This window comes from Paenibacillus pinihumi DSM 23905 = JCM 16419 (assembly GCF_000422505.1).
Classification (GTDB): domain Bacteria; phylum Bacillota; class Bacilli; order Paenibacillales; family Paenibacillaceae; genus Paenibacillus_D; species Paenibacillus_D pinihumi.
Genome location: NZ_KE383864.1, coordinates 881,081 through 895,039 on the forward strand (window position 1 = coordinate 881,081; position 13,959 = coordinate 895,039).

General features: G+C 44.3%; 13 protein-coding genes. All 13 read right to left on the minus strand.

Annotated features, from left to right (window positions below; all coding sequences use genetic code 11):
• Positions 1-20: 20 nt before the first annotated feature.
• The 13 genes from H583_RS0118260 to H583_RS0118320 are packed head-to-tail and all read right to left on the minus strand — an operon-like array spanning position 21 to position 13,958.
• Complete coding sequence (locus H583_RS0118260; protein ID WP_028561736.1) at positions 21-1,244, minus strand: type III PLP-dependent enzyme domain-containing protein; 1,224 nt, start codon at positions 1,242-1,244, stop codon at positions 21-23.
• On the minus strand, positions 1,245-2,753 hold the full coding sequence (locus H583_RS0118265; protein WP_028561737.1) for a class I adenylate-forming enzyme family protein: 1,509 nt from the start codon (positions 2,751-2,753) through the stop codon (positions 1,245-1,247).
• Complete coding sequence (locus tag H583_RS0118270; RefSeq protein ID WP_028561738.1) at positions 2,737-3,714, minus strand: cysteine peptidase family C39 domain-containing protein; 978 nt, start codon at positions 3,712-3,714, stop codon at positions 2,737-2,739. The genes H583_RS0118265 and H583_RS0118270 overlap by 17 nt, the downstream gene beginning before the upstream one ends.
• Before the next feature lie 29 nt (positions 3,715-3,743).
• On the minus strand, positions 3,744-4,745 hold the full coding sequence (locus H583_RS0118275; protein WP_028561739.1) for an LLM class flavin-dependent oxidoreductase: 1,002 nt from the start codon (positions 4,743-4,745) through the stop codon (positions 3,744-3,746).
• On the minus strand, positions 4,745-5,887 hold the full coding sequence (locus H583_RS0118280; RefSeq protein WP_028561740.1) for a class-II aminoacyl-tRNA synthetase family protein: 1,143 nt from the start codon (positions 5,885-5,887) through the stop codon (positions 4,745-4,747). Before H583_RS0118280 ends, H583_RS0118275 begins: the two co-directional genes overlap by 1 nt.
• A 2-nt stretch (positions 5,888-5,889) precedes the next feature.
• Positions 5,890-6,147 carry an acyl carrier protein gene (locus H583_RS33365; RefSeq protein ID WP_036709929.1) on the minus strand — a complete coding sequence of 86 codons (258 nt, stop codon included), beginning with the start codon at positions 6,145-6,147 and terminating at the stop codon, positions 5,890-5,892.
• 2 nt (positions 6,148-6,149) lie between these two features.
• On the minus strand, positions 6,150-7,046 hold the full coding sequence (locus H583_RS0118290) for a hypothetical protein (RefSeq protein ID WP_028561741.1): 897 nt from the start codon (positions 7,044-7,046) through the stop codon (positions 6,150-6,152).
• Positions 7,039-7,641, minus strand: coding sequence for an adenylyl-sulfate kinase (gene cysC / locus H583_RS0118295; protein ID WP_028561742.1), 603 nt, complete (start codon positions 7,639-7,641; stop codon positions 7,039-7,041). The genes H583_RS0118290 and cysC overlap by 8 nt, the downstream gene beginning before the upstream one ends.
• A 3-nt stretch (positions 7,642-7,644) precedes the next feature.
• Positions 7,645-9,462, minus strand: coding sequence for an ABC transporter ATP-binding protein (locus H583_RS33370; protein ID WP_051236591.1), 1,818 nt, complete (start codon positions 9,460-9,462; stop codon positions 7,645-7,647).
• Positions 9,463-11,220, minus strand: a complete 1,758-nt coding sequence (locus H583_RS33375; protein ID WP_051236592.1) for an ABC transporter ATP-binding protein — start codon at positions 11,218-11,220, stop codon at positions 9,463-9,465.
• 34 nt (positions 11,221-11,254) lie between these two features.
• On the minus strand, positions 11,255-11,968 hold the full coding sequence (locus H583_RS0118310) for a sulfotransferase family protein (protein ID WP_028561743.1): 714 nt from the start codon (positions 11,966-11,968) through the stop codon (positions 11,255-11,257).
• Positions 11,969-11,990: 22 nt separating this feature from the next.
• Positions 11,991-13,124, minus strand: a complete 1,134-nt coding sequence (locus H583_RS0118315; RefSeq protein WP_028561744.1) for a 3-dehydroquinate synthase II domain-containing protein — start codon at positions 13,122-13,124, stop codon at positions 11,991-11,993.
• A gap of 42 nt (positions 13,125-13,166) precedes the next feature.
• Positions 13,167-13,958 (minus strand): class I fructose-bisphosphate aldolase, encoded by a 792-nt coding sequence (locus H583_RS0118320; RefSeq protein ID WP_028561745.1) that lies wholly within the window; start codon positions 13,956-13,958, stop codon positions 13,167-13,169.
• Between the last annotated feature and the right edge of the window lies 1 nt (position 13,959).

A 13,959-nucleotide genomic window follows, 5' to 3' on the forward strand; every position in this document is an offset into this window, starting at 1 on the left:
GACACTCCTAATCTTGGTATTTAGTTATAGTTCCCTTCCGTTCTTGAGAGAACAATTCGTGATACATCTAGTATTCTCCCTTTATACATTACAATCTCTACAGGATTTTCTCTGCTTAGAAACCCCATCAGACTTGCAGTCAAAGCGTACGCTCCTACATTAGGAATAAGATAATGGTCTCCTGGTTGCGCTTCGGGAAGCGACACTTCACGTAGCAGATAATCTAACGGGGTACACAAAGGACCAACGACGGTGGCATTTTTGTAAAGACGATGTTTCGGATACTCCAACATTTGTACAGCTACTTTAGGTATTCTTCCTAATGCCGACATTCCTCCCAAATGATGGATTCCCGTATCAACAATAATAAAAGTTTGATTTTTGCTGGTCTTCACATCAGTAACGGTCGTGATAAGTGTTCCTGATTCGCCTGTGAGGTACCGACCAGATTCAAAAGCAATTTGTGGGTCCCCTTTTCTCCATTGAGGGAAAACTTCATCAAGTACTTGCTCTAGAGAGGGCTTTATCGATGAAAAATCAGGTCTTGGGCCAGCCTTTGCAAATGGACAACCAAAACCCCCCCCAATATCCAATAGTTCAGGCCTGATACCTAATCTAGCACATATTCTGGCCATAATTCGAATAGAGTATTTTAGATTGCTTTCTACATCTTTAGAATTCATCAAATTTGTCGATTGGTAAATGTGCAGCCCAGATATAGTTAACCAATGGTTTTTGCATATATGGTCAGGGATACAGTCAAGCCCCTCCTCGTCTATTCCAAACTGAGAAGCTATTCCAGACATTGACAATCCAACCTGGTTTGCTGGTTTACTTGGATTAATTCTAATAATGGCATTTACCTGTCGCTGATGCAGTTCACACAAGCGGGACAATCGTTCGGCATCTGTCCAAGATTCAATCGAGAACCACTTTACATCATGCATTATGGCAAACCTTACTTCCTTTTCCGTTTTACCCGGACCCGTATATAAACATTCATCCGCTCTTGCTCCAGCCTTGAGCGCAACTTGAAGCTCATTAATTGATGAAACTTCAGCCTTCGCCCCCAAATTGAGTAAATGTTTAATAATTGATGGATGTGGATTTGATTTTAGAGAATAATAAATTCGGCTTCCTGTAGGCAAAGAATTCATCAAATCCTGAAAAGCAAGGTCAATTGAGTCTAATTGATAAACGTAAGCGGGACTACCGTACTGTTCTACGATTTTTAGATATTGCAATTATAGTCCTCCTTCACTAAGTAGTTCCATCAACTTTCGTTTATCCACTTTTTGATTACTTGTTATTGGCAGTTTATCAATTTTTATAATCTCATGTGGAGTTTTGTATTCTTCTAATCTGTCGGAGAGTTTTTCCCAAATTTCTTCAACACTTAATATTCCTTCAAAAAACAAAACAGCCTTATCATTATCGTTTCGATGTACTATCACCGCCGCATTATGTATTCCAGGAATACTTTCCGTAGCACTCTCTATTTCAGCAGCACTGATTCTGTACCCATTATTCTTAAAAATTTCATCTTTTCTCCCATAGAAATACAGAAAACCCTCTTCGTCTTTAAAGAACAGGTCCCCTGTATACAACACACGTTGTCCTTCAAAAATTTTAAATTTACTTTTGGTTAACTTAGGGGCACGCCAATACCCTTGCATTACATGTGGTCCTTTGACAATTAACTCCCCGACCTCTCCGGGGGGCATTACTTTCCCTTCATTATTTACTACTAGACACTCTGTCTCTGGCAATGGCAACCCTACAGATTCCGCCTTGGTAGTAATTAAATCTGGAGGCAATATCGACACTCGCTTACACTCAGTCAAACCATACATTAAGAAAATTCTACAATCAGGGAAGATATTAAGTAATTTCACAGTGAGTGAGTGATGATGCCTTGCACCTGTCGTTGTGAAGACTCTTAGTCGTAAGGTTGGACTTACTCTCCTCTCCAATCTTACTAATGCACTTGTAATATGGGGCATTGACGGAAAAACGGTCACTCCCCAATGCTCAAGTTTGGTCATTAATCTAGGTCCTATATCCTCTTTCTTTCCGATTACAAGGGTAGCTTGGGCCTCAAAACACAAAAATGCCTGATACAAGCCATAGTCAAAGGAAAGGGGAAGAAAATTACCTATAATATCATCATATTTAAGTTGAATGATCTTCTGGATTGATCTTACAGCAAAACAGATATTTTCATGTGTTGATATGACTGCCTTTGGCTTACCAGTACTGCCTGATGTATAAATCAGACACACAGGTTCACAGCTTATTTGTTCGTTGCAGGTTATTGATTCCAATTCCATATGATCTTCTGCTCTATCTTCTGCTCTATATGTTGTTATTGTTTCAATAAGTTCATGATGTATATATAAGGAGCTACCAATGCCATGCTTTTTTACAAGAACCCTGTCCGTTATGATAAGTGCTGACTCCGCGTCATCTAGTATGTATTTCAAGCTATACGTCGTTATTGCATCGTTAAGAATAACGAAAATTGCTCCTATTCTAGATACCGCATTTGCAATAGCCAAAAGATCTGGACTACTTGGAAGAAGAATAATAACACGATCACCACGTTGAATTCCTTTAAATCTTAAAAAGGAGGAAATCATTAACGTATGTCGCCTTAATTGTTCATATGTGAACTGTGTTTCCTCTGCAATAATTGCTACTTTGTCAGGAGCTTGTTTTGCAGCCATATCGATTAGTTCATGTAACAGCGTCATCAAGTGATCCCTTCTTTTCGAGAAAATATAAACTTTTCTTTAATTCCTGAATCACTTCCATATCCAACGATTTGACTAGTAAGCATTTCTCCTGAAATCGTTTTATATCAATTCGATTGGTAATTCTAAATTTTAGTAAAGCATTTGCTAATAACTCCGACTGTAAAGTACTTTCGGCCAGCAGAGCTTGAATTGTTGAAAACTGTGAAATATATCTTAAAAACTTCAAAAATACAGCTCGAGAACCAGACACGATAGTAAATGCACTAATTAGCTGTTCAAAGATAGGATTCTGGGAATTCGAAGAGTGGTTAGCTAACTGGCTTGCTGCAAAATCATAGAGGTAATAATCATCTTCATAGGATATAATCCATTGTATAAATTGCTGCTTAAATTGACTGGTAGTTTGGTCTCCGAAATTTTCCTGCTCTACTTGCGAGATCAACTTTTCAGAATGATTAAAGGCAAGCTCCAAAACCTTTTCATCATATTCATATAAGGAGTAGTCACCAATCCCGCTTGCGTTATCATCCCATATTTGATATGTGTAGCCTGATTCTGTTGGCAAACATCCCCCCACAAGAATTAAATGTCTGACATAATTTTGATGATAGTGGTTTGATTTGTGCGGGAGATAAAACATATCACAAGTAATGAATATTGGTTTTCCAGAGAGCAACCTGTTAATAATAGTCTCCCTAGCCTCTTGAAAACAATTGTAAGGATAGTGAGTTAATTTTGTATTCAACAGTTTTAAATGCTCATTCGAGCATGACGCTGAAACATAATCCCATCTTGGTTTTCGATTCAAGATAATCTGGCTGTAAATCTCAGATGTACGCTCGAAACTATTGAAAAATAACAATTCAACTGGGGCACTTTGGGATTTAAGATAACTAATAATGAGAGATTTCCAGCAGTTAAAATACTTAGTATCTACTCTCGGCAGCACATCAAACATCGTTATTATCTCCTCTTAACCATTAGTTCTCACGATTTCAGGTTGGAAAGCACATACTGGCCGATTCTCTGTATTTCATCCTGAGCAGGTGACCCGCTAATAATAAAAAAACTTGCTCCTGCTTCTACATAACGCATGATTGTGTCGGCTACATTACGATAAGAGCCCACGATTGACACAGATACAGAATCGCTTACATGCGAGAGCCCCGCCCAAATATGTGGCTGAAGAACGAGATTATTCAATTGCTGCAGCGCCAGATGGCTTTTTACGCCAACGGAATCCGACTGAAGCATGAACATTTTGTTCATCCTGCGGTGTGCTGGAGAATAGGCCGCCAACATTCGTTCAGCAGCCTCCCAAGCTTCTGCATCGGTTGTTCTTGCGATAATATCAATAAAAAGACCGCATTGGACTGTCCTTCCGTTTCTGGCGGCCGTTTGTACAACATGTTGGAAATGCCCGGCAACCGTTTCAATTGCGTGAGCGTACATGACATAACGATCGCTCAGTGTACCGGCGACGTTTCTCGCTTCCTCTGAACTTCCAGCCACATATAATCTGGACGAAGTATCAGAAGGTAGACGTGGTACACACTCCGCATTCTCCAGTTCATAGAACTCGCCGCGGTACGTGACTGGCCCTAATCGAAGAAGCTGAAGAACTTCCACGAACTCCTTTGTTCTACGGTAGCGAACCGCGTGGTTATCAATCTTTCCCAGCTTGGCAAGTTCAGGGACAAAACTGCCTGTAACGACATTGAGATCCGCCCGGCCATTTGTCATCCAATTTAAGGAATGTAGCGCCTTGCTGGTTGTAAACGGATGGGCGAAGTTTGTATTTTGTGCAACAAGCAGACGGATGCTCTCCGTTAAATTTCCTATGCTAGCGGCCAGCACCCAAGGATCCAGCCCCTTCGGAAGACTTGAGACAAGTAAGGAATCGAAATGATTCTGCTCAGCCAATATGGATTGACGAATACACTCCTCCACTTTATTAGGTATAACAGGAAGCATCCAACAAAACTCCATTAGCACCCTTCCTTCTCATGCAAAATGGACATTAATTCTTTTGGCCATTGGTCGATTGATTGTCCATAGGCTTGGCTTAATGCATAGCACCAGCGTTCCAGACCAAATGCTACGCAGCCTGAATGAAGCGGCTGCTCTTGTTCGTCGAAAATATGATACGATTTGCATAGCGCGTCCCCGACATGATTAAAGGAAGCGATTGAAAACTGCTCCCCCTTGACCTGAACAATGAGCTCGTATTTGGAATCAGCCATAAGCTGGTGCTGCCCCTTTGCAACATCCTGCGGAAAATAGAAAGGATCTGTTGCCGCTTCAACCGTTCCCTTAAGTCCCATACGCTCAAATAGAGACCACACGCGAGCGATCAACTTCTGTCGATAGATCTCAACCTGCTGATGTGTGCCAAACAGCACAATTTCTCTCATTCTGAAATTCCGCATCCGATAACCACCCACGCGCCAGTTCGCTTCGTGTCTGCTGCATTCCGCATCAGCCGTCATGATATATGGTCCTTCTGTATCCGTAATCGGCAACGTTCGCCCATACAACTCGGCGTAGCAATGAAAGCATACGGCGGGAGCAAGTGCAAAGCTCGTAGGTCGGCTGAGTTGAAGCATCTTCTCCTTGTCAGCATTTCTGACTTCTTCCAATACGTCCCTGCGATGCGGAAACTCGTTAATTAAATAAATATTGTGTGGAAACGTATGTAAATAATCGCATTTATGGAGGGATTCTGTTGCGATGAACGCCGGATAATGCCTTTCGCTTGCCTTCATCGTCAATGCCATTTGTTCAAACAAACCATCCAATGCCCGCAACACCTGCCCGTTCACATGAAAGAGCCTGCCAGCCTCTCCGTCCTCATCATTCTCGGGCCATTTAACCGGTTCCGCTTCCTCTCTATTATCCTTTAATCTTCTAGGTTTGATTACCCGGTTCGAACGCTCTCCTTCCAGCATCGTGCTTATCGTGGTTTCTATCACAGCCGCTATTTCTCGATCCTGGTATGTGACAACAATGACAAGGGGGTTTTCTTCCAAACGAAGCCCTGTAATGCCCTCCAGGCTGTAATTCAGCTTGGATACAAGAGATTCCGCCTGCCCTGCCGTTAGCGCATCGCCTATTTCAAATCGGCTTTCCATCGTTAAGCCTCCCTCTGCAATTTCAGCTTAAGTTGCTCCATAATATTGCGAGCGGAAGAAAAGCGGCCCAGCACTAGTTCCTCATCTTCGAATTGAATGTTGAATTCGATTTCCAGTGCAATGACAAGCTCCATCGTTTTCATTGAATTCATCCCATATGTGCTCAAATTCTCTTCCCAAACGATCCGATCGCTGTAACCTGTAATTTTTCGGATAATCTCCGTTATCCGCTCAGCTGTCTGCTGCTCCATCAGATTCATATTCAACTCTCCCGCTTTATTTTTTCCAAAGTCTTCAAAAAAGCGGTCTCCCGTTCAAACGCTTTGTCAAGCGAATTCAAAAACAGGACATACCCGGTTGTAAAGTCGAGGGTCATCCGAATCATATTTTTTTCCACGGCGAGCCATTTCCCAACCACATCCGGCCCCGCTTCTGTCATTTCTCGCCAGGGAAGGTCCCCTACGCGAAGTGCTTCAAAATATCGCTCCCTTGCGCGTGTCACCCCGCGCAAACAGCTAAAGAATTTTTTGAACGCTTCCGCTTCCTTGAGGGCCGCGCCCAAGCTCTCAAACGTTAGCGCTTGTGCAGTCATCCACAAGCGGGAGACTCGGTATACCTTCTCATAATCTCTATCCAGCATGTAGGGAAAAATTGTAGCAGTGCAAGTCGAAGCCGCCCCCTCGACCCTCATTCTATAGCCTGGCTTACCACTCATCGCGCTCCCTTTCTCAGCAAGATCCTCAGACAGGCTCATGCTGACACGATAATAAGAGTCATAGATCTGGTAATTACGCTGAGTGGAGCGCCGCTCAGCGACAACAAAGTGCGGCTGGCGCTTCTTCCCATAAAACTCTTCGATATAAGGAAGACAGTAAGCATCAAGCGCCATAATAAATGGTTCGTCTACAGGAAGCTCCCCGTCTATCTCCATGATCTCTACACCATGTCGTTCTTTCATAAATGATTGAATCGAGCTGATATGAATTGTCCCGCCGAACAAAAATGGCTTAGTAGCCGAGGTATGAAAGTCCCAATTATAGAGGCAGAGCGAAGTACTAGACAAACTTTGCCCTTGCATCCAGAACAACAGAGCGTTAATGAGACAATCGTATGCGCCAAGCGACGTATACTCCCCCTTCACATACATCACCTCACGCATCGCCAAACATCTCCATTTCCTTCAAAAATTGAAGTAACTGCTCCCTGCAACTATCAACGGACCTTCCGTCCGTGTCTACGATTAAATTCGGCTCCAAAGGTTCCTCGTAGGACATGCCCACGCCCGTAAAATCCGGAATGATACCTTGATGTGCCTTGGCGTACATTCCTTTCGGGTCACGCTGCATACATGTATGAATACCGCACTTAACATATATCTCATAGAAGCGATCTCCCTCGAACAGCTTACGGACATACCGACGATGCTCCCTGTAAGGGGAAATAGCTGCAACGATCGTGACCACGCCTGCCTGCATCAACAGCTTTGCGATTTCTCCCATACGTCTTATATTCTCATCCCGGCCGGAGGGTGAGAAATCCAGGTCCCTATTAATTCCTTTGCGGAGCGCATCACCATCTAGTATAAAAGATCGGATTTCCCTACGGTACAATTCCTTTTCCAAGACAGCAGCGAGTGTGGACTTCCCCGATCCAGACAAGCCCGTCAACCACAGCACGCCGCTTGGATGCCGATTGAGTCGGTTGCGATCTTCCCTTCCTATTTCAAAAGAAGGTGGATAAATATGATTATGAATGGCCTAAACCTCCTCACCCTCTGCAGAAGCATGCCAATTATTCAAGTCTTGATGCCTATAGTAAGTATCATACAATTGCTTATAAGCGCCTTCCCTGACCATTAGTTCCTCATGCGTGCCCTCTTCGGCAATTTGACCGGACGAGAGAACGATGATTTTGTTTGCATCAAGGATAGTTGAGAGACGATGTGCAATAATGACATTTGTTCGATTCTTCATTACAATTTTCAACGCTTGTCGTATATGACTTTCGGTGAAAGGGTCTATATTGGCCGTCGCCTCGTCCATAATAAGCAATGAAGGATTTTTTACCAGCACGCGAACTAACGCAATAAGCTGGCGCTGGCCGGCAGACAGATTGCCTCCCCGTTCACCTATCTGCGTATCCAGCCCTTCGGGGAAATCTTCCAACCATGCTCCTCCGTTAATCATGCAAGCCGCACTCCAGACCGATGCATCAGAAGTTTCCGCATTACTGTAAGTCAAATTATCTCGAAGAGTCCCGGCAAACAAAAACGGAACCTGTGGGATATAACCGATTTGCGAACGAAGCGACTTTAACCCAATACTGCGCAGTTCGACGCCTCCCACCGTTATGCTTCCATCCCGATAATCATGGAACCGGAGTAATATTCGAGCAAGCGTCGTTTTTCCCGCACCGGTATGTCCGACAACCGCAATACGTTCTCCTTCTTTAATCGTTAAAGAGAAGTTCTCAAGCTGCCGAACGTCGGAATCGTAAGAAAAGCCAACCTGCTTAAACCGAATATCTCCACCTCGCCATTCCTCTCTGCTTTCATCGGATAAATCTATCTCCTCCCCCTCTTCCAAAACCGCAAAGATCCGCTCGGCAGCCGCCATGCCATCCTGGATTTGATTGGAGAAGTTCGCAAAGGATGAAATAGGGTCCCAAATCCGCTGCACCGTCTGTACAAACAAATAAAGGACGCCAAAGCTTACACTTGTATCGAGTACCCCCCTGCCTCCCGCATACAAAATGACACAAATACCAAGTGAAGAGAGCAAGTTGGTTAATGGCAAAATAGAGGAAAAGACCCGCCCTTGCGCCATATTAACCTTATAAGCCTGTTCATTTATCGGAAGGAATCTTTGGCGCATCGCTTCTTCCTGAACAAAGTTTTTGGCAATCGTCATGCCTGCCAGCGATTCTTTTATATTGGCGTTCAGTTCCGCGAACATTTCATACATTTGCCGGCTAACTTTCCGCGACAGCTTCTTAAACAGTAAGGCAGCGCCAATAATGACGGGAATGAATGCAACCAGCAAGCAAGCCAGCGAGAAATCAATGAAGAACAATGCTGCAAGGAGGATAAAAATGCTCATAATAACGCCCGATTGGCCTACAAACACGTGAATAAACTGTCCGAATGACTCTGTATCTCCCGTAATGCGGCTAATGAGCATACCGGAGGAATTTTTCGAAAAGAAGCCGATATTTTTGCAAATCATCGAACGGAACAGCTTGTTCTGAAGCTCCTGCAGTGTGTCGATAACGCTTCTCTGCGCCAGCTTTTTTTGAAAGTAGCCGCATACCCATTGCAGCATACCCATCAACAAAATGGAACCGACAATCAGCATAATCCGGTTAACAGTTGGCTCTCCCGTGAGCAAATCAATGCCCTTACTAATGGAGAGTGTGATGCCCATAGCAAGAAAAGATTGGGCCACCATAAGAATCCCTACACCGAACCATTGCTTTGATTTTCCACTAAACAATGACAGTGTCCGGAGCAAAGAATGGTTCGACTGGCTGGATGTGATTGTATGGGATTGAACGATTGTCTCGGTGTTCTTAGCCAATTACACCACTTCCTTTTGATTAAACAGATCCATATACACTTCCGATTCGTGAATCAGTTTGCTATGAATGCCTTGGGCAACTACTTCGCCTTTGTTCAGCACAATAATATGGTCAGCATGAACAATTAAAGGGAGTCGATTTGTTATCAACAGCGTCGTGCGATTCTTCATTAAATTTTGCATACCTTTCATAATCTCAACTTCCGTCGCGCTATCGAGGCCGCTCGTCGAATCATCCAAAATAAGAATGCTCGGCTCGCTTGCAAATGCCCGGGCCATGGCGATCCGCTGCCGCTGACCACCCGATAAATGAATACCGCGCTCGCCTACCCGGGTATCATACCCGTCCTCTAATTTTTCAATAAAATCATGGGCTCGCGCCAGCCTAGCATAATGCCTCACCTCAGAGTCCGTTAAGCTTGGATTGGAGAACTTAATATTATCCTTGACTGACCAGGAAAACAGGAACACATCCTGCTCTATAATTCCGATCTGCGACCGCAGTCTATCGATATCCCACTCCTTTGTATCGACGCCGTCAATGCGAATCGCGCCTTCGGTCGCTTCAAAACTTCGGTTAACCAGCTTGGTCAGCAAACTCTTGCCACTGCCGGTGGCGCCGACAATCGCAACCGTCTTTCCGGCGTTCACCGAGAAGGAAATATCCTTCAATACGGTATGCTCCTCACCAAAACGGAACGAAACACGATCAAATTCAATCATTCCATTCATCGCGTATTTATATAGATTAGCCGGCACTTTACTGGCGGCTCCTTCCCCAATCGCCACCAAAATTCTTTTGGCCGAAGCGAGCCCCATTCCGATTAAGCCAAATGTAATATCGGCATTCGCCACAGGCGTACCTATCCCAATAAACAGCCCTATATAAGTAATAACTTCTCCGAGCGTCAATTGCCCGCTCTTAAACGCCAACATACATTGGAGAAATGCTGCGGAAAAGAAAAGCTGATAAATAAGAGAAGGCAAATACTTAGCTTCAATTAAGGAGCGGGCCCATGTGTTCTCTGCGAATGAACGCGTCCGGCGTTCAAATCGATCGACTTCCTTCTTCTCTTGAAGGTTGGATTTAATAATCTCGATACCTTCCACCATTTCGTTCAGGTCGGCGTTCAGCTTGCCGAATTGCTGTCTCGCTTTTGCCGCCGCAGAACTGATATTTTGAGAATACTGCACTAGCAACACCGCAGATATCGCAGTGAACAGTACAGGAATGATCCATTGCGTCCAGTGGTACCCCGTAAAAATAAAAAAGAGTGGTATGAAATAAAATAAGATGCTTCGCAATGACATAATGAGGCCTGGCTGAAACATGACTGATATGCTCCGCAGCTCATTCGTTCCAATCGAAAGCAAATCGCCGGTACGCGCCGTGTTCAAATAATCGTGCTTTTTGTTTAGAAATGCACTAAAAATTTCATTACGAATGTTTTTCTCTACTTTAAGCCTAATGTTCAGAACTGATAAAGTGGAAATCCATTGCAGCAAAGCAGCCGATGTCAGTACAACAAGCACCAGCAGAACTGCACGAAGCATACCTTTGTCATCCCCAAGCTTCAACGTTTCAAAGAAGTAGCCCAAGTACACCGATGACAACGTCTGCATATAAACAGAAGCTGCAACAGACAGAAAGAATAGAAGCGTTAACAACGGAAAACGCAATAATTGCTTGGTGATCCATGCAATCGTCGATTTCATAGAATAATTTTTCTTCCCTACGGACATTCCTAATTTATCCATATACCTTTTTAATACCTCCCCGAACAGCGCCGGCTTAACTCGTCCTGACAAAACGTTTTTTCTTCGTCAAGTAATCCATCATTTCGTCGTAATTTTCAATGAGTTCCTCCAGCCGATACGGATTGGTTCTTTGGAGCGGATCATTTAGCTTTATCGGTTCAACCTCCAAATACTTGAAGGTCTTGCTTTTGACCTTTTTGTCCTCTGCGAAATCTTCCTCGTATACTAATGACAAGTAAGGAATATTCAAGCTGGAAAACGCTGATTCGCAACTTTTGTTGAAAGCATCCCATTTTCTCATTTGAGCGTAGGCATGAACGACGTTTATCTTGATCGATCTCGCCTCTCCGGCCTCTTTGTTGATATGACCATAGTTTTGCTCCATCATCAGCATAAAAGACACATATTCCTTCAACAAATCTATGCGCTGAATAAGAATGAAACGGTAACCGTGCAGGATGCTATCTTTAATATACGAATTCACATCCGCAAAGCCCGTATTGGGAAGCCAATTCGAAATTTGCTTGTATCCGAATACTGACTTCCCACTTTGCTCACCTAGCTTTTTTAAGTATGCAAATGGCTTGTTCTGCATTTTTTGACTACAATGATTCCAGACACCGTCACCTGGCGGGACCGCAAAAACTTCTCCCAAACAGTGAATGTCAGGGTGCTTATTCAGCAATCTGGCCAAATATTCACTGCCAGTTCGGGGATTCGATAAAACAACAAATTTACGTAAACTCATTGACAGTCCCCCAATTGCTCATTTATTGCTCCCGAATTGTTTCCGTCACTTGTATGCCGACATGTCTACCGCTCTTCATCAGGCAACCAAGCAGCAGATCCCCTTTTTTCAATTCGGTTATATTTTTTACCTTCCGGTCGGCTCCCATAACCCTCACATGCCAGTCGTCCTGTAAAATCGTATTAATCTCCGTTCCTTCGATTGTTCCTTTTATAAGCAGGAGTGGCCTACGCTCAATCTTCATCCGGCCAACAGGTACTGTTCGCGCCGTCCCGTTGGCACTGACGCAGAGCACTTGCTTACCAGCCGAAAGCTCGCTAATATAGCTTGTTGTATTATTGGGAGCGAGCACATAGGAATGTACGCCGCCAGCATTAACCCGAAACGGTCTTAATTCCATATAGGGGAGGTAATGTGTTTCGGAGCAGACAAGTAGACCTCCACTGGATGTGGAACCTACAATGATCCCTTCCTCTTGCGTCATAATGGCGGCAGTATCGATACACCCTCGGTCACCCATACCGATATAGGAAATACTCTCGACGATAAATTCCTTTAATGTAATTGATTGCTCCTTATGAATTATTTGATCCATTTCACTAAGTGATTCAAGAGAGCCGCTTGATAAAATAATGCCGTCCGAGCCTCTTTCCAATACTTCAAATGCAATCTTCGCATCCTCTATTGATTTGACTACTTTAAGGAGAACAGTTTGCGAGCGATGCTCTTCAATCTGTGCGATAACCAACTCAAGCGGAATATTGGTCTCATCCTTAAATTCTACGATTACATATTCATAGTGAATGCCCTGCCGCCACGCATAATCGAGACTAGCCTGGTCGACAACTCTAACATACAGCCCAGCATTTACATTACAGTTATTTTTGACGGCGGCCAATTCCTCTTCGTTATCCGATATAACGGCATGAACCTCCGATTTCAGTTCTCCCAAATCTGCAAATTGACTCGCTGACTCAATCTCAACAACCAGTTTAGTTTTGTTGCCAAACTTCCCTATTCCCTCTAGCAGTTGGCCGACATGTATAAGTATCGTCTCCGCACAGGATTGACTAACTTGTTCGGCTATTGAGGCGGCCTGCTCCTCCTCCGCCTTGTCTAGCCATCTTAAATCGTACCAAAGATGCTTCTTCGACATCGCGACTGTCCTCTTCTCTATCAATAGATTTGTTTCGCCTCTTCAGCGCAGTGCGTTGAAGGCGTTACCTTCGCCGTGAACGATTTCGTAGAGCTCGCCGAGTAGCGCCTGCGGGTCCGCGTTTTGAAATACTTGCCTTCCTACGCAGAAACCCGCAATATTGCCGCGCAATAAACAACGAGCCCTATCGAGAAACGCCCGATCCGCACCGTTCTGCTCGCCGCCAGCAATCAACACAGGGATTTCCGTATTTTCAACAGCGCGTAGAAACCGATCCGGTTCTCCCGTTGGGCTTGGAATCTTCACAATATCCGCCCCTATTTCCTCACAAATCCGAATGCAATGCCCGATATGATCGATTTCGTCTCTCCCGGTTCTCTCCCCATGCTGCAACTGCGGATAAATCATGATAAGCAGCGGCATCCCCCACTCCCTGCAAGCGTTAGCAACAATACCGGCATCAATGAGCATACGGCGATCGTTCTCACAACCTATATTTAGATGAATGGAGACGCCATCGGCTCCCAACTTCAACGCTTCTTCTACAGAGCCGACAAGTACCTTCTCCTCCCGGCTCGGACTAAAGCTAACGCTGGCAGACAAATGCATCAATACCGCCGTTTCTTTCGGTATCAAATGCTGATGCCGATGAATTTGCCCTTTATGCATAATAACTCCGTTCGGATAGGGAGAACGCCATTCCCTAAGTAAATGTCCGATGCTCTCCAATCCCGCTATCGGTCCCAAGGTCATACCATGGTCAAGTGGCAATAGAATGGTTTTTCCCGATCGTTCATCTATGATTCGTTTAAGTCGCAGCTGCTTTCCCATCATT